The sequence below is a fragment of the Agrobacterium pusense genome (assembly GCF_013285525.1).
GTDB lineage: Bacteria > Pseudomonadota > Alphaproteobacteria > Rhizobiales > Rhizobiaceae > Agrobacterium > Agrobacterium pusense.
In genome coordinates this window covers 336,232-358,254 of the sequence record NZ_CP053858.1, presented here as the reverse complement: position 1 = coordinate 358,254, position 22,023 = coordinate 336,232, and the positions used below count along the sequence as shown (strand labels likewise).

23 protein-coding genes and 1 pseudogene are annotated in these 22,023 nt (G+C 58.4%); 7 read left to right on the top strand and 17 right to left on the bottom strand.

Going from position 1 to position 22,023, the window contains the following annotated elements:
- Positions 1 to 16 precede the first annotated feature (16 nt).
- The 4 genes from HQN82_RS24885 to HQN82_RS24870 all read right to left on the bottom strand — a co-directional run bounded on the left by HQN82_RS24885 (position 17) and on the right by HQN82_RS24870 (position 2,089).
- The gene (locus tag HQN82_RS24885; protein ID WP_234904933.1) at positions 17 to 391 is read right to left on the bottom strand and encodes a hypothetical protein; all 375 of its coding nucleotides are present in this window, start codon (positions 389 to 391) and stop codon (positions 17 to 19) included.
- Positions 392 to 415: 24 nt separating this feature from the next.
- On the bottom strand, positions 416 to 820 hold the full coding sequence (locus HQN82_RS24880) for a hypothetical protein (RefSeq protein ID WP_173616291.1): 405 nt from the start codon (positions 818 to 820) through the stop codon (positions 416 to 418).
- A gap of 2 nt (positions 821 to 822) precedes the next feature.
- Positions 823 to 1,569 carry a ParA family protein gene (locus HQN82_RS24875; protein WP_173616290.1) on the bottom strand — a complete coding sequence of 249 codons (747 nt, stop codon included), beginning with the start codon at positions 1,567 to 1,569 and terminating at the stop codon, positions 823 to 825.
- Positions 1,570 to 1,669: 100 nt separating this feature from the next.
- Positions 1,670 to 2,089, bottom strand: a complete 420-nt coding sequence (locus HQN82_RS24870) for a hypothetical protein (protein WP_234904932.1) — start codon at positions 2,087 to 2,089, stop codon at positions 1,670 to 1,672.
- Between the two features lie 127 nt (positions 2,090 to 2,216).
- Here HQN82_RS24870 and HQN82_RS24865 point away from each other — a divergent pair, with 127 nt between their 5' ends.
- From HQN82_RS24865 to HQN82_RS24845, 5 genes are read left to right on the top strand one after another with little or no spacing between them, the layout of a single operon-like run.
- Complete coding sequence (locus HQN82_RS24865) at positions 2,217 to 2,894, top strand: nuclease (protein WP_173616289.1); 678 nt, start codon at positions 2,217 to 2,219, stop codon at positions 2,892 to 2,894.
- Positions 2,895 to 2,911: 17 nt separating this feature from the next.
- Entirely contained in the window at positions 2,912 to 3,547 is a 636-nt protein-coding gene (locus tag HQN82_RS24860) for a thermonuclease family protein (protein WP_173616288.1), read from the top strand.
- Complete coding sequence (locus HQN82_RS24855; RefSeq protein WP_173616287.1) at positions 3,544 to 4,143, top strand: thermonuclease family protein; 600 nt, start codon at positions 3,544 to 3,546, stop codon at positions 4,141 to 4,143. The genes HQN82_RS24860 and HQN82_RS24855 overlap by 4 nt, the downstream gene beginning before the upstream one ends.
- Positions 4,144 to 4,458, top strand: coding sequence for a hypothetical protein (locus HQN82_RS24850; protein ID WP_173616286.1), 315 nt, complete (start codon positions 4,144 to 4,146; stop codon positions 4,456 to 4,458). It begins immediately after the preceding gene.
- A gap of 8 nt (positions 4,459 to 4,466) precedes the next feature.
- Entirely contained in the window at positions 4,467 to 4,841 is a 375-nt protein-coding gene (locus HQN82_RS24845) for a hypothetical protein (RefSeq protein ID WP_173616285.1), read from the top strand.
- Positions 4,842 to 5,434: 593 nt separating this feature from the next.
- Here HQN82_RS24845 and HQN82_RS24840 read toward each other — a convergent pair.
- Positions 5,435 to 5,776 (bottom strand): helix-turn-helix domain-containing protein, encoded by a 342-nt coding sequence (locus HQN82_RS24840; protein ID WP_173616284.1) that lies wholly within the window; start codon positions 5,774 to 5,776, stop codon positions 5,435 to 5,437.
- Positions 5,777 to 6,079: 303 nt separating this feature from the next.
- Here HQN82_RS24840 and HQN82_RS25615 point away from each other — a divergent pair.
- A pseudogene (locus HQN82_RS25615) lies at positions 6,080 to 6,294 on the top strand (hypothetical protein); the annotation flags it as partial.
- A 70-nt stretch (positions 6,295 to 6,364) separates the two neighbouring features.
- The gene (locus tag HQN82_RS24835; protein ID WP_173616283.1) at positions 6,365 to 7,183 is read left to right on the top strand and encodes an alpha/beta fold hydrolase; all 819 of its coding nucleotides are present in this window, start codon (positions 6,365 to 6,367) and stop codon (positions 7,181 to 7,183) included.
- A 413-nt stretch (positions 7,184 to 7,596) separates the two neighbouring features.
- Here the strand turns inward: HQN82_RS24835 and HQN82_RS24830 are convergent, their stop codons facing one another.
- The 12 genes from HQN82_RS24830 to HQN82_RS24775 form a co-directional block, all read right to left on the bottom strand.
- On the bottom strand, positions 7,597 to 10,380 hold the full coding sequence (locus tag HQN82_RS24830; protein ID WP_173616282.1) for a type IV secretory system conjugative DNA transfer family protein: 2,784 nt from the start codon (positions 10,378 to 10,380) through the stop codon (positions 7,597 to 7,599).
- A complete protein-coding gene (gene virB11, locus HQN82_RS24825) occupies positions 10,349 to 11,398 on the bottom strand; it encodes a P-type DNA transfer ATPase VirB11 (protein WP_173616281.1) in 1,050 nt (349 codons plus the stop codon). Before virB11 ends, HQN82_RS24830 begins: the two co-directional genes overlap by 32 nt.
- Positions 11,395 to 12,717, bottom strand: a complete 1,323-nt coding sequence (virB10, locus tag HQN82_RS24820; protein WP_173616280.1) for a type IV secretion system protein VirB10 — start codon at positions 12,715 to 12,717, stop codon at positions 11,395 to 11,397. Before virB10 ends, virB11 begins: the two co-directional genes overlap by 4 nt.
- Before the next feature lie 8 nt (positions 12,718 to 12,725).
- Positions 12,726 to 13,559, bottom strand: a complete 834-nt coding sequence (locus HQN82_RS24815; RefSeq protein ID WP_173616279.1) for a TrbG/VirB9 family P-type conjugative transfer protein — start codon at positions 13,557 to 13,559, stop codon at positions 12,726 to 12,728.
- The gene (locus tag HQN82_RS24810; RefSeq protein ID WP_173616278.1) at positions 13,556 to 14,290 is read right to left on the bottom strand and encodes a VirB8 family type IV secretion system protein; all 735 of its coding nucleotides are present in this window, start codon (positions 14,288 to 14,290) and stop codon (positions 13,556 to 13,558) included. Before HQN82_RS24810 ends, HQN82_RS24815 begins: the two co-directional genes overlap by 4 nt.
- Before the next feature lie 102 nt (positions 14,291 to 14,392).
- The gene (locus tag HQN82_RS24805; protein ID WP_234904931.1) at positions 14,393 to 15,469 is read right to left on the bottom strand and encodes a TrbL/VirB6 family protein; all 1,077 of its coding nucleotides are present in this window, start codon (positions 15,467 to 15,469) and stop codon (positions 14,393 to 14,395) included.
- Positions 15,470 to 15,680: 211 nt separating this feature from the next.
- Positions 15,681 to 16,472 carry a conjugal transfer protein gene (locus tag HQN82_RS24800; protein ID WP_173616277.1) on the bottom strand — a complete coding sequence of 264 codons (792 nt, stop codon included), beginning with the start codon at positions 16,470 to 16,472 and terminating at the stop codon, positions 15,681 to 15,683.
- Positions 16,473 to 16,495: 23 nt separating this feature from the next.
- The gene (locus tag HQN82_RS24795; protein ID WP_173616276.1) at positions 16,496 to 17,668 is read right to left on the bottom strand and encodes a lytic transglycosylase domain-containing protein; all 1,173 of its coding nucleotides are present in this window, start codon (positions 17,666 to 17,668) and stop codon (positions 16,496 to 16,498) included.
- Positions 17,646 to 20,165: a VirB4 family type IV secretion/conjugal transfer ATPase gene (locus tag HQN82_RS24790; RefSeq protein ID WP_173616275.1), complete on the bottom strand. Its 2,520-nt coding sequence runs from the start codon at positions 20,163 to 20,165 to the stop codon at positions 17,646 to 17,648. The genes HQN82_RS24795 and HQN82_RS24790 overlap by 23 nt, the downstream gene beginning before the upstream one ends.
- A 3-nt stretch (positions 20,166 to 20,168) precedes the next feature.
- Positions 20,169 to 20,495 (bottom strand): VirB3 family type IV secretion system protein, encoded by a 327-nt coding sequence (locus tag HQN82_RS24785; RefSeq protein WP_173616274.1) that lies wholly within the window; start codon positions 20,493 to 20,495, stop codon positions 20,169 to 20,171.
- 2 nt (positions 20,496 to 20,497) lie between these two features.
- Positions 20,498 to 20,851 (bottom strand): TrbC/VirB2 family protein, encoded by a 354-nt coding sequence (locus HQN82_RS24780; RefSeq protein WP_173616273.1) that lies wholly within the window; start codon positions 20,849 to 20,851, stop codon positions 20,498 to 20,500.
- Positions 20,848 to 21,933 (bottom strand): lytic transglycosylase domain-containing protein, encoded by a 1,086-nt coding sequence (locus HQN82_RS24775; RefSeq protein WP_234904930.1) that lies wholly within the window; start codon positions 21,931 to 21,933, stop codon positions 20,848 to 20,850. Before HQN82_RS24775 ends, HQN82_RS24780 begins: the two co-directional genes overlap by 4 nt.
- Positions 21,934 to 22,023: the final 90 nt, after the last annotated feature.

The following is a 22,023-nucleotide window of genomic DNA, read 5'->3' as shown; positions in this document are numbered from 1 at the left end:
CCGGCGACCTTCGGATCTAGCGTTCAAGCGACGTCTGGACGGCTCCCTCATCATGCCTCCTGATCAAGTCGACGATATAAGACGATGGCCGGACAAAGGCGGCATCGCGAATGGCGTCGAGAGCGTCCAGCACGTCATCCAGCCTCTGCGCAATCACACGGACGCTCTCGGCGCGGGTACCCTCGTCTGTGAGGAATTCTTCGTTACGGAAGGCCAGCTCACGTAGGAACCGATGTATGTCGGCCAACTGACGATCATGTTCATCGAGCATGGCTGGAACATTCATGATCTCCCTGACGACGATCAGCTTGGCAACGATGTTGACGGAAATATCAAGCCGTCCGGCAAGAGCCTCCACGTTTCCCAGGACATGATCGGGAAGGCGGAACATAATGGGCGGACTTCTCATTTCGATCTAAAGCCCCCTTGCTTTAAGGGCTTCCAGAATCAAGCGATGGGTCGCTGAGGACAGTTGCTCGTGCTGCTCCAAGGACACGCAAAAAATCTTCGTCAACACATCGTCATCGAGATAAAGCGATACCCGTTTCCGTTTTACTGGCGCACGAGCCGTTGTCCTGGGCGCCTTGGACTCCGGTCCTCGCTTGTTTTCAAGGCTGGCCGGTATTCGGGTCTTCGATGAATCCGGCTCCAAAAGAACTGTTGACGCCTGGGCCGGAGCAGAACCATCGGGCATCAGCGTTTCGAGGTCTATATTTGTTGGCATGTAGGAAGTTGCTGCCTCCTCGATGTCCTTCGCTTTTTCCTCCGTTGATTGGGCAAGGGCGAGAATGTTGCCGGCCGACGTTCTTTCCCTCGACATCGTTACGCCTCCGCCTGCAGCAGACCGATGAACTCGTTGTTGATCCTCTTTACGAGATCGATTGCGTCGAGCACGCTTTCCGATGCCCGCCGTTTGGCTGACAGCGTCAAGGCCGGGTTGTTCACGATGCCTGCGAGTTTCGAGTAAAGGGAGCCGTAACCGACCCCGACATCGCTGAAATGATTGCTCTTACGGACGACCGTTTCGACCACGGGTATCCGGCCGCTCGCCAAGATCGCGTGAACCTCGGGAAGCGATCGATTGTGCGTGAGGGCAATCATGTCCACGTAGTTCCAGATCGCCGCGTAAGGGATCGGCCCGCGATCCCGCTTCCGACCTATTTCCGTCAATATGGTAGCCACCTTGATGGCTGACGTAGCTGCCGTTGGCTCTGGAATCACTGGAATAAGGATAGCATCACACTCGTGGTAGACTTCGATCGCGCGCTGATGCACGTACCCGCCGACATCGTAGATCCGGATTGCCGCCTCGGGCGCGTTGTCCAGCCGCTCACGAAACCTGTCTTTAGGAGCCACGCGCAGATGCAACAATGACCCGTCTGCCGGCAATAGGCCCCGCTTCATGGAGACATTGTACCAGCGCGTCGACGATTCCTGTTCGTCGCAATCGATCAGCAGCGTCTTGTGGCCTTGCTGTGCAAACTCGGCAGCGAGATTGACGTTCAGGGTCGACTTCCCGGCCCCGCCCTTGAAGGTCGATATGGCGAGAGAGAGGGGTTTTACTGTCATGACATTTCTCACCCATTTTGCCGACGCCTGGATCGCGATCGCTAGCGTGTTCGTAAGCGGAAGATCGGAACCCAACTTGGCAGTTGTCTTTGCTCCCATCTCATACGAGGGAACCCAATCCTTTACCGGCCATGAAGCTTTGCCCGTGCCTCCTCCTGTTGCCGGGCTGCGATAAGGCCCTCATTAAGCCGCATCGTTTCGAGCGTTCGTGCCGCCTCGCAAACCCGATCCCTTGCCGGCCAAAATCGAAGAATTGGCAAAACGAGCAGCAGGAACGATGTGATTGTCCAGGCCCTAAACCAAGCAGATTCAGCATAGAGGTCACCCATTGCCAGACGCTGCCGGTCGTTTCCGGCGGCAAAAAGGCATACGAAAACGTCAACACGATCCAGTAGCCAGCAAACGCCGCAACCAAAATGCATGCCATCGACACGAGGAAGAAGCACGCGATCTGGAGCAGCAACCAGCCGGCGCGGATTGGAAGAGTGAAGGGCATGAGAGCTTTTTGATAGATAGCCATCTTCCCGTCTCCACACGCAAATTGGGCCTGTGACCAAGATTGCCTCAAACTTCACGGCCGTTCAATACTTGCACTGCAGTACAATTTCGTGCATATTCGAAAAAGTCAACAGGCCACGGATGCAAACATGAAGAATGACCCATGGCGGGCTTCTCGCCACCTCATTTTCAGCCATGTCGGTTCCCTGGTCGCCCCACCCGAGAAAAGCTGGGTCGACGCGACCGCAAAATTTGTCCGCCACTACCAGCATGATTGTGCGGAGGGTCATGACTGCGTCCCCACATCGCCGATTCCGCTCGATACGTCATCAATCGCAACGCAACTTGGTTTCCAGAGTGTCACCCCAGAAGCCGCGCTCAGCGGAAGCGCATTTCTCGCAGCAGGTGGAAAGATCGTAAGGCTAGTCGAAGTCCAGGGCGGCCTTTCAATCGAGCCGCTCGAATATGCAGACTTTGTGGCAACCCGCTCCATCGTCTCGCTTGCGGCGATGACTGTGACCATCTCAGACGTGCAGCAATTCGCCGGAAACGCATTCCCCTGTCACGAGCTCGGACGGAGCCCCAGCCATCCGATGGTACGATATGCGGAATGCTCTTTCATGGTTGGAGATACCGCACGGTCTCTCTCGAAAGTGCCGATCAGCAAGGGCGTGGTCTTCGCCTTCGGTGACAGTGCCGGCCAGCCCGCCCCGGTTTATTCGCAGGTGGAAGACGCCGCACGGGCGACCAAAGCCGGTATCGGGGCCAGTCTCAGTTTTCTCCAGCCCCACGGTGAGCGTTACCGCGCCAATCCGACAAGGCATTGATGCGGATCGGAGCCTTGATGTTTATGTCCACAATCGCAGCTTCCGGCCTCTACACAGGTATTGTCATCCTCCCCACGCTTGCCGGTAACGAATCGCGGCAAGTGCACCCTCCTTCTCCACCAGTTGTTCGCGTTCAGGCGGCGCAGGATAGCTCTCCTGGGACCAGGGACGCGGCGCAGCCACCATCTTCCGCGTTCGTGCCGTTTCCGAGCCACGCGCAGTTCGAGACCGGTGATAGCTGGATCTCCGGCAGCAAGCGGTATCGCCTTTATGGTTTGCAGGCATGCCTGCGCGGAACCACCGTCACCCTGTCCGCGGGGGCTTCGCGCGACTGCGGGGAACTGAACGTGATCATGATGCAGGCTCTGATCAGAGACACAAAACCTGTCTGCACCAACATTCAAATGATTGACCAGAGCAATGTGGTGGTCGCATGCCAGACGACGGCGGGCGCGCATCGCTATGATCTCGCGACCTATATTATAGCGCAAGGATGGGGATTTGCCGCTGTCGATAGCACCGGCCGACTCATTGTTCCTGGCTACAGGATCGCTGAGGAAAGCGCCCGTGCTGCCCGCGCAGGGCTCTGGGCCTATCCCGACATGCCGCACCCTGTTTCGGTGCTGATGCAACAAGCCGGGGTGTCACGATGAAGGTTATCACGATCTCGATGATTTTACTCGCTCTCGCTCCAACGGGGTCGCTGCGGCAGGCTCGTTCCTCCGACATTCCGCGTCAGATATTTGGCAAGGTACAGGTTATCGACGGCACTACGTTCGAATTCATCAAGAGCCGTCAACTCGTGCGGCTGGCCGGCTTTGAAGCCCCTCGTCTCAAGCAGGTGGCGACGAGCGACGGCATAACATGGCCGGCTGGGGAGGTCACGCGCGCGTGGATGATCCTGCGAACCCTTGGCCAGGACGTCAATTGCGTGCCAATCGGTCGCGATACCAACAACAATCTGATCGCCCATTGCTTTGTAGGCGAGACGAACCTCGCGGAGACGGCCATTGCGGAAGGGATCGGCTACGCTTTCAACTATCCCAACGAGCCTCAGATCCCCGCTTATTTCGACATTGAGAGAAGAGCGAGAGGGCTTGGCTTCGGCATCTGGTCCTCGCCAGATTTATCTCCTCCCTGGCTCAACAATGTATCGCAGGTGCCCGTAAAACAGTCCGACGGCCAGGCGCAGCCCGCCGAAGAACGCCGTCCCCTGCCCTTGTCACTCACGCACGTGCATGGAGGTTAAATGAGAAGCCCTTTCCAGACTTCGGCTACTATTCTGATCTTGCTTTCAGTTTTTCCGTCTGCAGCCCGCGCGCAGGACGGCGCCACCAAAGCACAAATCGAACGACGGGATCCGGACTTTTGCGGGGCAGGCGGCGCTGGCTGCGATCCGGCGGACGTGCAGCAATGGAAAGCGGTCGGCAACAAGCTGGCAGACCTGTCTTCGGCCGACCTTAGCCAATATGCCTATGCCTGCGCCAAGCATCGTCAATGGAAATCGGAGTGCGAAACAAATCCAATCGCGATCCTGAAACGCCTCGGCATCGAAGGCTATTGAGGTTGCCGATGATGAAACTCGACCATGGATGGTTTGCGACCGTCGGTATCGCATTCGTTGTTGGATCGGCAGGTGGTTACACGGTCGGCCACCTGCAACGGACTGACAGGACGGCAGAGCTTGAGCAGGAGATCGTGCGGCTCGAAAAGGAGTTCGGACAGAAACAATGGGCGTTTGAATTTCCAAGCGACACGGAGGCAAGCGCCGCGATCGCGAGATCCGGTCGTTCGATCCGGATTTCGGAATGCCTGCCCCGGCAGGCGGTGCCCGGTGTCACCTGTACCGGCGTCATCACCACCACAGGCGGCTCATTTGCGGGGGCGACCCAGCCCGGCACCCTGTCGTTTGCAAAAATCGACGGCGCCTGGGTGCAAATGCAGTAGACCAATCAAAGGAGACCGGCTGTGAAAATGATCATGTTCTTGGCCGCAGGTTTGGTAGGCTCACTTTCTCCGATGTCTGCAAAAGCACAGGACGCGAGCTGGGGTTGCCAGGTTCTGCTATGTGCCGCATCGAAAAACCCGTCCTGGCACGGTGCCCCCTATTGCGTTCCACCGATGCGAAAGCTCATCGACGCGATGTCCAGACCCGGCTTTTCCTGGCCCGTCTGCCATGAGGCAAAAGCGGGAAAGCCTGGCCGTGAGGATTACGAGGATTGCCCTGCTGGAACCACAGTGGGTTACTCGTCACGAGGCGGCGACAACAGTTCGCGGAGCGAGCCTGACCAGTGTATCGAGACCGTCAATATTTGCCGACTGTCGGGCCAGCGTATTGGGAGTGTCAGGTCAGGAGGTTTGACGATCAGTCGGAGTTTGGGTGGGGATGGCGACAGCTGCACCAAGCAGATTGTAACTCCCCGCCCACGCCGCGCGGATCCCTTCTATTTCGATGTTCCAAACAGCGAAGGCGTGAAAGAGCGGTTCTGGTTCAACTTGAACCACTAGCAGCTGCCGGACAGCACCTGGCGACCACGTGATCACGAGTCGGTCCCGGCGGTTTTCTGTTTCTTGCGGCGGGCTTTCCAGACCGCTATCCGAGGGAGGTCATCTTCAGTGATCTTAAGCAAATCCTCGATGAGGATATTCCACTCTCGCTGCATCTTGTCGAGCGTCGAGAGCTTGACGTCTCGCATCGCCCGAGTCACCTGCGAAATGTATGCCTCGTGCACCCCGAGTTGCACAGCCAACTCACGGTTCGTCACCTTGCGTTCCGCCTTCAGCCGTTCGAGGCCAATGGCAAGCCTCTCCTGGAATGACAGAGAATCGAGTGTCGAAACATCGACGGCCTCGACCTGAGGCTGGCGTTTTACACGAGGCATCGACTGCCATTCCCAGTCGGGACCGGGCGCAGTCTACGACCGACCCACACGCCGACCAAGTGACGACAAGGTGGGCCATGACGGCGCATCAAAAATGTCCCTGGAACCGGTTTGCTCATCCATCACCCGATGTCGACTGCAATTATCTCTGCCCAAGTGTAATCCGCTTGTCGTTCATATTTCAAACAAGGCAGTTCACAAACTCATTACGCTTCCTACACCTCTCCGATCTGCCCACGCAAGTGATACTGGCCGGCCGTTTGGACCGCAGGAAGCTCTGCATCAATTTGGTGCACAAAATTCATGCGAATAGTTGTGAGAAACGGTCCCGCCCATAGTCTGGCAGAGTTAACGCAAGAAGAGGCGGCACTGCGCGCGTGGTATGGCGGCTCTGCTTGGAAGGCGGCGAAGGGAAGATGATGAACGGCTGGATCGAGTGCGACTGCCTCACCGATCAGTCTCAGCCATTACTCGCCCCGATCCGACAGGAGCATACCTATACGCTGCGACCATGCTTGAAATATGGCGTACGCACGGAAATGATGGTCTGCCAACGCAGTTCAAACAGACTAAGCCCGGATAGAAGACATGAGCGAACAGACATTGATTGAGACAACGCAGGGACGCATCGCGGTAAGCGACGTCAACGGGGGCCAAACTCCCCTTTTGATGCTGCACTGCAATTCGGGCTGCAAGGAGATGTTCCTGTTTCAGACACAGGCCCTGACCGGAACAAGGCGGCTGGTCTTGCTGGACCTGCCGGGCCACGGTGCATCGTCCGATGCAAACGATCCCCGACGCACTTATTGCTTTGGCGGTTATGCAGAAGCGATCATTGAAGTGCTTACAAAGCTTGGCATCGCTAAGGTCGCTATTCTCGGGCATTCGCTGGGAGGGCATATTGCATTGGATTTGTCTGCTAGACTAGGTAACGTTTCAGGTGTCATGATCTTCGGAACACCACCCATTCCACCCGGCCCTGAAGGCGCCGAACTGGGTTTCCTTCCCAATCCTGAAATGGCGTATACAGGCAACCCAACACTTACGGACGAACAGATCGAAGGCGTGGTAACGATGGCACTTGGACCCGGAGCCGAGCGCGATTTGTTCTACACCTCCGCCGTTCGACGAACTGATGGCCGCGCGCGGCAGTTCATGGTCGAAGCGGTCCTTGCGGGAACGCAACTCGATCAGCGGGAACTGGTCGCGACTTCAGGAGTCCCGCTGGCGATCGTGAACGGCGCGGACGATCCCGTCGTAAATCTCGATTATATCGACTCGCTCAAATACCGTAATTTGTGGACAAACCGTCCTTTGCGTCTCGCTAATGCCAGTCACGGGCCTCACTGGCAACAGCACCATATCTTCAACGAGATGCTGCAAAGCTTCCTCAATTCGCTCGATTGACCACTCGACGACGACGACAAGGGCCTCCTGCGCTTACATAATACGCCGCCGTCGACGGCGGACGGCCAGGATTACCGAGCGATATGCCGCGTCAATGGCGCGGCACTTGCAATGCCAAGATGCTGATGTGGCGAACTTCCTTGTCAGGATTGCCGAAAAACGATCCAGTCTCTGCGCTCCCCGCCCGAACGCGCCAGCGCCGAGAGGCCGTGGCGTAGGTGTTGCGGTTCAGGTCTTACTAAGAACATCAATAGTAACATGAAGACCTGCGCCAGTCTTTGAACCGCCAGGTGCGGTCTTCTGCAGCCTTGAGTGATATTTGATTTTGGTCACGCAAGTCGTTCTCCTGACGCCTGGGCCAAGACGACGCCAGGTCGGCCCCTGCGAGCTGCGGTTCCGCTTGAACTCAGCAACTAATTGCGATCCGTCCTGTTTTCGGGCTCCGCCTCATCTTCGCCCAACGGATCGCGTGCCGCGTCCGCAAACTCCCGTAGCCACGCTCTCGAACTTGCCTCGGTCAGCCTGCCTGAAAGGGTGTTGATCAGGAGATCGACATCCGCATTCAACTCTTCTGGCTCAACCCAATTTTCGCCCACCTGCTGGAAGACAACGTCATTCAAGGCCTGGAGATCGTCGCCAAATGCTTCTCTTACTTCCTGGCGCCGGAGAATGGGGGAACCAGATAAGCGATCGGGCGCCCCGCCTGCCGATGCGGATAAGCCGTCCTGATGCTTGCGCGCGCTCGTCGGAGGTCCGAAATAGCCGCTCTGGCCAAGCTTTTCTTCATCGATATCGAGATCAATGTTATCTGTAGATTTGGCGCGGGCGTCCTTGGTCTCGACACTCACATCTTCGCCCCCAGCCGCATAATGCGCGGGTTTATGCCGCGGCTGCTGATCGCCTGCATCTTCTTCTGCCACTCCAGATTCGCGCTTCTCATCGAGGTCCAACCTGCGCCGCAGCTCATCGAGGGAAGAAATATAAACGTGCCGAACGCCTTCTTTGACGATGAAGCTCAAATCTTGTGGCTTTCGGGCGCGCTTGATCGCAGCAAGATTGAGATCAAGTTCGGCGGCACTCGTCCTATCACGCGGCGGGGCAGCACTCACCGGCGGCGCGTGAAAACCCATGCGGTCACTGTCAGCGATCGTCCACTCAACGGGCTTCAGGCAAGGCCTCGGCACCGGCTTGAACCGTCGCACTTCGGCAAACATCCGCTCGCCGCCATCCAGTTTCATGGTGCGCATCACCGGCATGCCGGTCACCTGGAGGATCGCCTCTTCCGGCTTCATCATCATCAGCGTGTTCACAGGAAGAAGATCGACTGACACCGGTACCTTGGAGATCGACCGCTGCCTGCGGCCATGGCGATAAGAATAGGACGACTGTTCGATCCATTTGGTGGTTTTCCCGGCTGCGAGCGAGACGGCCAGCGCATCGTCCTGATTTTGAAAATTCATGAAGACTTTGATCGTCGATGCCCCCATCAGGATCTTCTGTCCGGACCGCTGATACAATCGCTCGAGTTGGGCGCCATCCTGAAGAATGAAGACGAAACGAACGCCATTCTTGCGGATCAGAGGGGCGAGCGTCAGCACTGTGTCGATGCGGCCGCCGTTGCCAAACTCGTCAAGCATCATCATGACCTCATGCTCGCCATTGGGCAACGGTCCCATCTGGACCAGCTTGTCGGCCATTTGCTGGATGAACATTGAGATCAGCCGCTCATAGATCTGCATCGCGTTCCAGTCAGCCTGGATGTAGATGACCAATTTGCGGCGGCGAATACGGTCGATCGGGATGGTGGTGATCGATGTCAGCGCCTCGACCAGGGGGTTTTGCAGGAAGTTCAACTTTGCGACGATTTCTGCGGCAATCCCTTCTCCCAGCTTCTCATGACGACCGGCAAATTTGGTGAGCTGCATGCGGGTCTGGTCAGACAGGACCGCCTCATAATTTTCGAGCAACTGGACGATCGCCTTGCGCTCGTCGGACATCGAGTTGAGAATCCGGTAAAGTTCGCTGAGCGACTTGCGGGTATCCGGGCATTCGAGCACAAAACCGAGCATGGCCGTCAGCAGGATCCTCGCGCTCTCTTCCCAGAAGTCGGATGAATCCGAGCGCAGCCGCTCCGGCAGCAGCATCTGAGTCAACTTCTGGAGGTCGGTTATACGCTGGTGTGGGTCCTGACTGATCAGGTCGAGCGGGTTATAACCATCGGTAAATGTTGATCCCGGCGCCAGTAGAAAAGTCTCAAAACCCTTGTGCTTCAGGTAACCCGAAGTTTCCTCGTACAATTCACCGCTCATGTCGAGCACGACCTGAGACCCTTCGAAGCTCATCATCGAGGGGATAACGAAGCCGCGCGACTTTCCCTGGCCGGGCGAGCCGATCAGCATCACGTGCTGGTCTCCGTCATTGCGCAGAAGAAGACCCTGTTTCAGCCCAAGTACGATCCCGCGCTTGTCGCGCAGGCGAAAGTCCGCCGCATCCTTGAGGGTCGCAAGTCGGGCCGTGCCCATGATCATCCGTTGACGCTTCTGTATCGTCGCGCCGATCGGAAAACCGACAAGCCCGGCGGCGGCGGCCAGACCGGCAAGCGTCGCGAGCACGGTCTGTCGCGAGGGCTTCTGATAGGCACCAGCGGTATCCGTCGCCCCGAACGGTGCCTGGTACATTGCGGCGAGATGATTGCCATAGTAGCTGGCGATCTCCGCATGCTCGCCGGCGCGGGTGACGACGAGGTAAAAGGCAAGTCCATAAACAGCGACGGCGGCATAAGCTGCGGCGAAGATAAGAGCCGTTGAGGCGATCAGACTGAACATTGATCGGATATGCAGGAGGTATAGGATCTTGCGCGACAGCGCCCTTCCGCCCTTCAGCATCCAGAGGCACAGCAGGAAGAACAGGAATGGTGAGGCAAGCGCGAATGCCAGAAGCGACAATCCGGCAGTGTTGCGGGTGTGGATAATCGACCAAGTATAACGAGCGGCGTCGGCAAAGCGCGCCTGCCCCACATAGTTGAAATACGACGGGGCCCCGAATGAAACGGTATAGGCGTCGTAGATCAAGGTGAAGAAGACAAGCCAAATCACGACAACGCCCGAAAGCGCGACGGGCAGTGTCAGGAAGGACAGTTTCTGCAAGCTCGTCCATTTCGGGCGGTCAATCTCTCCGTCCGTGTACACGCTGGCCATGTTCGTCAACCTCGTCGGCAAAATAGATCTCGCTGACGCCGCGCCCGCCTGCGGCATCGCTCTTTTTCAACTGGACCACGATCGGGATGATCGAGCGGATGTAGCGGATGATATCGTCGCGCTCCATGCGGACATTGCTGTTGAGCACCAGCGTCGACAGCCGGTTGAAAGCGTGGTGAGGCGAGTTGGCGTGGATCGTTGACATAGAGCCCGGGTGACCGGTGTTGATGGCATTGAGAAAATCGAAAGCCTCGTCGCCGCGCAGCTCGCCCATGAAGATGCGATCGGGTCGCAGACGGAGCGCCGTGGCCAGAAGGTCCCCCATCGTCACCCTCGCTTCTCCTTGCCCCCCCTTCGAGACCAGCAACGAAACAACGTTTTCCTGGCACGGCTCGAGCTCGGCCGTATCCTGCATGAAGACGAAGCGCTCGTGGTTCGGGATCGCCGTCAGCATCGTGTTAAGGAAAGTCGTCTTTCCAGTGGACGTGCCACCGGAGATCAGCATGCTTCGATGGTTGGCGGCTGCCTGTTCCAGGAAATCTCGTATATTCCCTTTCCGCAACAGTCGCGAGAGTTCGACATCGACATCATCGAGATAATCGTCTCCGGTTACCTTCGTGAACCGGAAGGCCCCCGCCTTCTCATAGTCGTCGAGGTCGAACCGTCGGATGAATTGCTTGCGGATCGAGAATGCGTGGCCGGTCGCAGAGGTCGGACTCAGGACAAACTGGACGCGCTCGCCACCCGTCAACGTGGCCGACAGAAGTGGATTCTCGGCATTGACGGTCTGCTTGGTGAAGGAGGCGGCGCGAGACGCCATGTGGCGGATCACGTCCTGCTCGAGGCCCTCGATCTCGTGGCGCACCATTCGAAGCTGACCGATCTTCTCCAGCCAGATTTCATTGCTGCGCTGGCACGAGATTTCCACGACAGCAGGGTCGTCGAGGAAGACCCGTATGGGTTCGAGCGCCTCGGCAAGAAAGTGCTGTTCGGCAGAGATCTGGGGGCGCGCGTTCATTTCCCGTATCTCACCTTGCGAAGGCGCTCGAACTCTTCGCGCACCGGGTCGGGATAAAGACCGGCGAAATCGAGATCCCGCGTCACGAAAACGTTTATATCCGAACCTTGAGGAATGTGGATGGTCGGACGAATGTTGCGGGAATCCTCAAACGCCGTTGCTGCCATTTGTTGGATACCCGAGGCGATGGTCTCCGCGGCAATCGAGCGGGCGCGGTCCTGGGGTGACTCTCCGTTGTCCTGAGGTATGCGGGTGACACTGCCATTGTCGTTGATTATGGTAATGTCGCGATCCTGCCTCTGACCAAGCTGCGCGATGTACTGAGTCGCGCCGCCGATCAGCGTCATCAGCGCCGGGGGTCCGAACCGCTCACAGTTCTTCCGATCAACGACACCGGCCATACCAGAGCGGCCAAGACGGTCCGTGCCATACGAGCCCAGCTGCACCGAGACCCCGTCGCCGCGGATCATTCTTGTCCAGACTATCAGGATGCGCTCCTGGCCCCTTTGGACACCGGATTTGTAATCGCCGATCAGTGACGAGCCAGCCGGAATCAGAATTCGGCGGCCATCGAAGGAATAGACATCCTCCCGCACAATCCCCTTCACCATGCCGGCGAGATCGGAATTGATAGCTGTCTCGAGCGTCCCTCGGATCATCGTGCCCTGCGGTATCCAGGCATCCGTGCGGCGGTTCTCGGTGGCGGCCGACACCTCCACACCCTGTCCACTCATCGACTTCAGGAAGGCACGATCGCTATCGACGGCATCTCCGCTCGTGGCGCTTGATTGACCCGCGTTGCTGTTCGCACCGAACATATTCGCTGATGCATCGGACGACGTCGTGGACGCCCTTCTGGTCTGGTCCGACTGATCGAATACCATTGCAGACGAGCGGACGCGTTCAAGCAACTTGGCCTTTCGCTCTAGCTCGATGCATTTGGGGTCGTCCGGATTCTTGCCTCGGGAGCAATCGACCTCGGCAGGCGGCGCGACAGGTGCGGCGGCGGGCACCCGCGGAGCCGGGGGCGGTGGCGGCGATGGTGGCGCTTCCGGAACCTGAACCGTAGGCAGCGGCGGTGGTGACGGGGTCCTGAAGCCTTCGTTTCTCGGCGTCTGGACCGGCCGAAATTCTTCACGGGGCGTTGGGTCGATCGCCGGTTCTTCTTCCCCACCCGCCAGAAGGAAGTAGAGAACAACACCAACGCCAGCAATTGCGGCAACGACTGCGAACGGCCGCATCAAGCCTATGCCACCGTGCCTCACCTGCCCGCCAATGGACGTATCGGTGTCGATCGAATGGTAGTTGGGGTCCGACATGGCGCCTCCTATCTTGTTTGCGATCGCTGGTGGGATGTTCCGGTGCCAATTCGCTTCGGCGATACCGCTCCTTCAATCGGTGCCGGGATATCGGCAGGAGCTGTGCGGAGATTGAAAAGGCAAGTCTCGCTCTCGGTGCCGAAACGCAGCGTCCATTGCCGCGAGACCTTGTCGATGACGATGTAATCGGCCTCGCGACGGTAGTTCACTAGGCTCTCGCGGCGCATGCCGTCGACAATGAAGATCGCCGGGATGTCGCCGGTGAATTTCATGAAGGTCTTCAATCCATCGTCAAAAACCCAGAGCGGTTTGGCTCCATCGCTTCCCTTGAAGCCGTAGTCGTAATTGACCTTGTCACGGCGGATGTTCTTGATGTTAGGATTGCGTTGGGCTGCCTCAGCCTGCTTCCAGAGTTCTGCCGTGCCCTTGAGGCCGGCGTCCTCCGGATAGGTGAACCGCAGCTTGAACGTCTGGTTCTGCATGGCTTTGGTGTCGTTGACACGCAGGTCGAAGGAGTAGGTTCGCTTCGTCGTGACCACGGACAGATTGGTGACCGCATCCTTCTCCATCGGCTTCAGGGTCAGGGAGCGCCGATCAGCCGAAGTGAGGATCTGCCAGGAGATTGTGTCCCCGGCTACGACCTGGGTTATTTCCTCATCCGCCCCGAAGAGGATTGTCGTCACCAGTCCATAGGTACCTGTCACGAGGAACACCTGCTCGGCCGAATAAGGAAGCGACCGTATCCTCGGATCGAGGCGTCCTGGCCTCGCGACCAGTTCGGCATGTAGGGCCAACGGCCACAGCAGCGTAAAAAGAGAAACAAAAACCGTCTGCCTCATCATGGCGTAATCCCTGAGGGCATGGTCTCGGGGACTTTCGCATATTCGGTCACGACAAAACCGAGTGGATTGTAGAGGCGGATGCGGTTGCTGGCGGGCAGGTTGATCTGCCGGTAGCGTATGGTCGCCGACCAACGCGTAACGACGTCACCACCGCGACGCCGTTCACGTGTCTCGAAACGAACAGACATGGTCGATGGATTGAGCGGATTGACCGAGAGGATCTCGGGGCGGATTTCGCCGGTCGCACCAAGCAACTTGACGGGGCCTCGGGGATTGGAGGGGTTCATCCAATCCTCGTAGTCCTTGAAGGCCTGCGAGCCCGGTTCCGACCACAGCGCAATCATGTCGAAATTGTCGGAAAGATAACGGGGATCGTAGGTTTCGCGTCGGATGACGTAATTGCCGGCGAAGGCGGCGCGGACGGCCTGGTTTTCCGAGACCGTCGCACGGTCTTTATCGAGCGTGGTGACTGTTTCCATGTAACCGGTGTTCCGGTCGACGATCAGAGGTACAACCTCGGTGCGCACCAGCGGAAAGAGCTGCGCCACTGAGAACGACAGAACGCCAGCAACAGTCCAGCCGGCCAAGGCAGACAGCAGGAGGATGAAACCGATCAAGGTGCGGAGAGAGCGGTTCTTCTCACCCCATGAGAGGTGCTGATCGTAGAGCTCCTCCGGACCGGCCACCTGTTCGACCGGCGCTGATCGCAATTGTCTTCTGAACAATGTCAAGTTCTGTCCCCAAAATCATGATCGTTGTTAATGTTGCGGCCCGCTTGAAGAACGGATGCGCTGTCGGCATGAAAAACCTGAATGACCAGAGGGTGTCTCACCTCACTCGCCGTTTCGCCGGCGCATTGTCAGCATCCGGCCGAGCGCGCCAGCGCCCGTCATTGCCCCGCGGCCCGAAAGCGAAACCGCCGTCAACGCGCCTTTTGGACCCGCCAGCATGGCAAGGGCCACCGCTCCGGCCTGCCCGCCTCGCGAGGTGCTGGAACCTAATCTTTCGCGGGCAGCGCCGTATAGCGCACTGGCGCCGCCTCCGCCGGGAGTGACTGCAGTCATTGTGCCGTAGGCGAATGTTCGCGCGAATTCCGGAACCTGAAAAATGAAATAGGAGATCAGCGCCAGGTAGAGCACCATGGCGAGCACGATCGCGAGCGCGTTTTCCCTCGTCGCCATGTCGCCGTTTATCGTGTCCATCATGCCAATCAGAAACCCGAAGGACAGTCCGGCCATGACATAGGTGAAAAGCAGCATGAACATGCCATAGGCGATGCCCCTCACCCAGGCGTCGAAGACGAACCTCGTGATCCGGAAGAAATAGGAGAGGATGGCGATCGGGCCGATCGCCAGCATGACAGCGGTGATCATTTTGGCAAACAGCGTCACGCCAGTCAGGATCAGCAGCATCGGCAAGAGACCGAAGACCAGTACGATGAAGACGACGACCGCACCGGTGACGTTCGGTAGCCATCCGGATTCGTAGGAAATGAAGAGCCGCATGGCGAAGTCGTAGACCTTGCGCGACATGCTGGCGACCTGCGCGGCAAGATCGGAGCCGGCGGACTGCCCGCCCATCGCGGAGGAAATGGCAGCACCCAGATCCTGAGGCGACGTCAAAATGAACTGACCGATATTGTCGTAGAAGGTGGCCCAGGACATGACTAGCGCATAGGCAAGCGCGAGCTTTGAGGCAGTGATCGCCATGTCCTGAACTGAGACGCTCGACAAGCCAAGCGCGGCCCAGAGAAAATAGAGGATGAGGAACAAGGCCAGGATGGATGAGACGAGATCGCCGTTCTCGGCGAACAGACCCCAGGCTCTCTCAAGCGACGCCTCGTTAATCCGGTCGAAATACCGAAGTGCGTCGCCGTAGAAGTTGATCGCGTAACTGACCGGATCCATCATCCCCCCTCTTAGGAATTAACGGGCCGCATCGGACCGCAATCGTTGCTGACGATCCGCGCAAGCGCCTGTTGCGGCGGCGCCGCTTTCTGCTGTTCCGCGTAGCCGAGGGCTGGGACGGGGTTCTCGTCAGCCGAACATTTCGCCAGCTGTTCAAACTTGCCGCCGCATCCGGACAAGGTCGCAGTGGCCAACATCAGCAACGGGACGAACCTCACTGGGTCTGCTCCTCGAATGCCTTGAGCTGGTCGCGGACCGATGCCCCGTCAGCGCCACCGCCGCCATCGCGCATCACGCTGTCCGGAAGCGTCGCGAAGGTCTTAAGGTTTTGGGAAGAGGTCGCGAGTGCCGCCTTGTACTGCTGGTTCAGCAACATCACCTGGTTGTTGAGGGAGCCGACGGCTTCGTTTGCGGTCTGGTTGCCCTGGAGCACCATCTGGGTATTCTGTTCGAGCGCGCCCTTCAAATCCTGTGCCGTGCCGATCTGCTCCGTCGCCTGCATGAAGGCGTTCTGACGCTCCTTCGTGGCGCTGTTCATCGCGTCGGTAAGGGCAGTCAGCGTCGTCAGCGCGTTGATGCCTTGCGAATAGGCCTGATTGGCGCCTGAAAGCTCGCCTCCCTTGACGGTATCGACAACCATTTTCACCAGATTGAGTCCATTGATCAGCTTGGCGGCGGTGTTCTGGAATTCACCGCTGATGCCGCCGAACAACGCTTCGTTTCCTGACAGGATGCTGTTGAAATCAGGCGCCTGTCCCATGCTGAAGCCGTTGCCTGTTGCTAGTTTCGCGAATTGGCTGGCATCCTGCGATCGGTCGCCGCTTATCGCCTGAAGCGTCTTCGTCGTGTTATCCTTTACGATCGAGGTGTCATCCTGGATCTGCTTCGAGAGTTTTTCGATTTCCCTGCTGACCGCAATATTATCTGCGTCTTTGACCGGCACCTGCGCAAAGGTGTTTGACGTTGCGGTGATGGCAAGCGGTGCGGCGATAACGAATTTTTTCATCTGCCTGTCCTCTCTCTTCCTGTTCAATTTGCCACTGGCCGGGCATCGACGACCGTCACCAGTCCAAGCGCCGGATCCTCCAACACCGAAAAGGTCGCGACATCGCCACTGGCGCGTGCCTGCTCCTGGAGGTCTTCAAGCCAGCGCCTGATCTGGTCGGTGGTCGCGGTGGATGGCACGGCAAAGCATTTGACATTGCCGGTATCGATGGTCGCCGAGGGGCACTGGACCTCGGCCATCACAAGGGAACCATCGTGTTCCCTGGCGTTGCCGCCACCTGAGCCACGCAGACCCGCCGACGAAGACTGAAGCCCGGCCTGTAGGCGCTGAAGATATTGCTGGTTTGCCGTGAGCGATTTCCCCAGAAGCTCGTTCCAGACCGAACTACGTTCGACCTGTGCCTCAGTATTACGGTCGACCGCCTTCTTCATCTGCTCGCCGCATCCACTGACGTCACTGGCGGTTTCCGTCTCGACGCCCTCGCCCGGTGGACGTCTGTCGCCGTTCTCTGCCTTGTTCCGGCTATAGTAGGATGAGACCTTTTTGACGTAATCCTGCGTTTCGGGAATATCGGGAACCCGGCCGTTTTGAAGCGACTGGCGATAGGGTCCGGCATTGTAGCCGGCGGCGATCAGGTCGTAGCGATTACCGAACATGCCCTGCAGCTGCTTGATGTATTTCACACCGCCACGAATATTGTCGCGGAGGTCGTAAGGATTGACACCGAGCCCGGCCGCGGTGCCCGGCATCAGCTGCATGACGCCAGTCGCACCGACCGGTGAGCGCGCGGATTGGCGAAAACGTGACTCCTGTTCGGCAATCGCCAGCGCAAAGTTCGGATCGACGCCCTGGCGGATCGCCTCGTCGGCGACCAATCGGGCGACTTCCTGCTGGCTATAGGTGCGCTTCGACGGGCCGGCCGGCGCGACTTCACCGCCGATACCCTCGGCCGAGCAATAGATTGGCGCACCAGAGCCCTGCCCGGGCGCAACGCTGTCCGTCGTTCCGCCCGACGCACCCTTCACGCTTCGCGTATCTGACTGATAGGTCTTGTACCAGTTCTCGGTCTCCTGCTGGATATCGCGGCGGGCGCCGTCTTTCACCGGTACCTGCGCTAGCACCGCGAGTGGTCCGAACACGCTGGCCAGTACCACGGCACTGACGGTTGCCAATTCAGGAAGCCTTGCGTTGGTCATCGGACGCATCCCCCTCCCAGTCGCAGAATTTCGAAAGCCAGTTCTTGGGATCGTCGCCGTATTCCTCGCGAAGCATCTCAACTTCGCGGACGGTTTCTTCTCGGCCGGAGAGGACCTTGATGAACTCTGGCATGTGGGACATGTCGACACGCGCGATCACGCTGCTCTTCGCGTGCTTGATCAGCATGAAGCGTGAGGCCGGATCACTATTCTTGACCCAGTCGAACTCGGCCGTGGAAAGGCCGAAGTGCTTCATGTAGGAATTTTCGTCCGCCTTGGGATTGGCAAAGAAAATGTTGGTCGAGGTCTGTTCGATGATCGTTCGGCTGACGCTCGACTGCACCACGTCATCAGCGGACTGCGTCCCGAAGATCACAAGACCATTCCGCTTTCGGATGGTCTTGAAGTAGTCCTTCATCGTGCGCTTGAACTCGTCGTCGTCGAGCAGCTTCCAAGCTTCGTCCATCAGGTTGATGATCGGCGCCTTGCCGTCGTAGACTTCGTCCAGCCGATGGAACATGTAGAGAAGTGCTGCCGTGCGAACCGGTGGATCGTCGAGGATCGACGTCATGTCGAAGCCGATCATGGGCCGCGAGATATCAAGGCTGTCGTCGGGGTTATCGAAGAGCCACGCATAAGGGCCGTGATCGACCCATTTGTCGAGCCGTGCGATCAGGCTTCCCTCGGTCCTTTCGCTTCCGGCGAGCAGGGCACGAAGTGACGACAGGCGGCGATAGGACCGATCCCTGGTTTTGAGGACCGACTTGATCGCCGTGCGGATGATGGTCTCCTCCTGCGGCGTCAGGCTCTCGCCTTCCTTCGACGGCTTCAGCATGAAGCTTAAGAGCTGATAGAGGAAGACGCGGTTTTCCTCGGTATCATCAAGAAGCAAAGGGTTCCAACCTGACGGCTCGCCGGGTTCGAGCGTCATGTAGGTCCCGCCCGCTGCACGAACCATAATGTCGAGACCGCGGTCCTTGTCGAACACGATGGTCTTCAGACGCGGGCTGACCCGGTAGGCCTGGAGGATCAGAAAAGCCATGATGACGGTTTTGCCGGAACCAGTCGGCCCGAATACCGTCGTATGTCCCACATCCCCCTGATGGAAATTGAAGAAGAACGGTGTGCCCGACGTCGTCTCAAATATGGTGATCGCCGGACCCCAGTGATTGCCGTCCGGCTTGCCGTAGGGATAGGCGTGGAAACTGCTCAGGCCCGCGCAATTGAGCGTAGAGATCACCGCGCGCCGGGCGATGTAGGCCTGATTTCCGGGGAGCTGCGCCCAATAGGCGGGCTCCGCGTTTAGATCCTCACGGACATAGGAAGCGCCCAACGCACCTAGCTCGTTGCCGATGAGAGCAACGGAATCGTCAAGCTGGGCCGGCGATGTCGCAATCGGCATCACAGTCAGATGATGCTCGGCGAAGGCCACGCGCTTCCTCGCCAGTTCGTCCCGCGCAATATCGAGACTGGCCTGAACGCTGGAACCGCCCTCGTCTGCCTTTGACAGCTGCCGATCGAGGCGCTCGATCCGGCTTCTTGCTGTGACGTCGTCAATAAAGGACATCGATTGCGTGAGCACCATCTCGAATGGGAGTTTGAGAATGTAGTCGAGCATGCCGGCGCCGGTCTCGGGCGGATATTCCTTCAAAGAGACCATTGCGGCGTAGCGGTCGTCGCCGGCGGTCTCCCCCTGAAGATGGATCGTTCGGTTGCCGATCGACGTGCGACGCGCTGGCAGCATCGCATCGACGGGCAGGTTGCCGAGCCGGACAGGCCGCACACGGCCGCCATTCAGCAGCGTGTAGAAGAATTCGCATTGCTCTGAAAACCAGGCTTTGGGTGTACCCTCATCCACCTCCATATTTTCGAAAAAGTCGCGATAGATCGTCTTGCCGTTTCCGAGGTCAACCTGGACACGCTGCACGTCGCGGAGGACTTTGGGACCGTAGGCCGCGAGTGACTTCTCCAGTGCTTTTGTCGCCTCGACCAGTTTGTCTCGAATAGATCGAAGCTGCTCTTTCCGCACGACATCGCCTCCGATGCCCATGATGCGGGACAGTGCTGAGCCTCGTTTGAATAGCGGCCGCACAACGAGTGAAATGTAGGTGTCGTTGACGAACATCTCGTTCCTCGAGATGCTTGCTTGATAGACATCATCCAGACGCTGAATGAAGGGTTCGGTGAACGTCGCCGGCAAGGACGGTGCGACCTTACGCCTGACAACATGGGTATAGAGCGCAAAGCTGCCGATCGAGGATATGGCGCGGAATGCGGCGTTGCGCTGCCGCTGCAGCATATTGATCGTTTCAATATCGGCCGTTTCGAACGAGAAGCCGGTGAGACGCAAGGTCGATACCAGGCAATCGTTCTTCAGCCGGATAATGCCGTTTTCAATCGGGACGTAGAAAGGAACGTGAGCCGAGATGCCGCGATCGGCAAAGATCTCCCAGCCCTTCGACAAGCTTCCCTTGAGCGATCGTGCCGTGGTGCCCATCGGTCATGCTCCGTAGGTCCGGATGCCCCCGCCCAGCCTGCGGCCGAGGGGATTGACGCCGCACATGCTGAGGCGCCCGAGGATGTCAAAAAACCAGAGGTCGAGCTTGACCGTCAGCACGTAGAGAATGCCGTGCAGGGTGACGAAGGAGACGGGAAACCACAGAATGGAACCAAGCACCATGAACACCATGAGCGAGATGAAGCATTCAGCGAGGAAATAGGTGTAAGGGATGCCCATCACCGTCGGCGGGCGCGTTAGGGCAAGGATGACCGGATAGGATTCGATGTAGTCGTCCCCGCCTGCGGCTTTATTGGCAGAGTTCGTCATGATCACGACCCAGCGAGGAAGTCGACAAGCTCAGCGGCAGCAAACATGCCCGCGAGGCTTCCACCGACCCGCAGGAGCGCTCCCCAGGACCAGAAACCAAAAGCGGCAGCCAGGAACATGCCGATGAACGCGATCGCGCCCACCGAACGGCCGAAGGGGCCGGTAAAAAACTGCACCAGTCTGTCCGCAGCATTCTCCAGGGCATCAAGGCTTTGCGCGGCGGCCGGCTCATATTGACTGACGAACAGGATCGAGGCCGCAAGCAATACCATAGCGACATGGCCGGCCCACTTACGGTTAAACAGGGAGCGGCAGGTGACGCTGCCAACAAGAATTGCCGTGATCATTATGCTCATTGAACTACCTCTTCCTTGACGATTTTGACCGGACCGCCGCGTTGGATCGCTTTCATTGGCTGTTGCGGGCTGTCGTCCGAGACGAGCGGCTTTGTGGCCGAGAAGACAAGCATCGGGGACCTTGCCCGGTCGACCAGGCCTGCGCGGCGGTGCTGACTGGATTCAGTGCTAGCTGTCGGCCTGGGCGTGTAAGGCAGGCTGGTTGCCGGCTTGCCGGTGTAGTAGCCGATGACGCGCGTCACATAGTCCGCGGTTTCGCGGATGAGCGGCAAGGATTGATGCTCATCGACACGTGGTTCTCCGGCATTATACGCGGAGGCGATCAGCACCGGGTTACGGTACTTGTCGATCAGCACACGCAGGAAACGCGTTCCTGCACGAATATTCTGTTCGGGGTCAGTAAGGTCATCGGCGCCGAAAGCCTCGCCGATCTTTGGCATCACCTGCATCAGGCCGACGGCACCAGCCGAACTGACCAGGTCCGGATCGAAACGCGCGTTTTCAGCGCGCATGATCGACAGCACCCAGTTCGGATCGACCTTCTCCTCCGCCGCAACCTGCACCGCGATTGTTGCGTATTCTTCAGGAACGCCGGAAAGCAGGTTGGGACGAGCTTGCGTCGATGTCTGATCCGCGGCGTTGCCGGCCTCAACAGCTGGATCGCCGGCCCGTTCCCCTCGACCCGGCTCAAACGAGAAGACGCTGATCGGTAAGAACACGGAGCGGTCCCGCAATGTTCTCGTGTCGCGCGCCAATTGTCCCGATAGTTCAGGACCGGCAAGCCGGGATGGGGTCCTTGCTTTTGCGACGAAGGAAAGATTTTCGGTGGCGGCGTTGATTTCGGCCCGCCCCCAATAACGTTCGTTGAAATTGGCGAGTTCAATGGCTGGCGGCAATAGATGTTCGGGCGTCACACCAAGAAGCGATACCGCCACAGGTGTTGCCGGCGCGGCGCGCTCTTCCGAACGGTTGAGGACAAAACGAATGGGCCAATCGGTAAGCTCGCGGCTTTCGCTTCTTTGTTGTGGATCATTCTCGGCGGAAGTCGAGGCAAAACTGGCCGCCAGAAGCAGTGACGTCACAGCGGGCCAGACTATCCGTCGCGACGCTCTGGTTGTCGGGTTGCTTACAGAAGAAGGCGGGCTGTCATCCATTTCGAACGAGTCCATAAC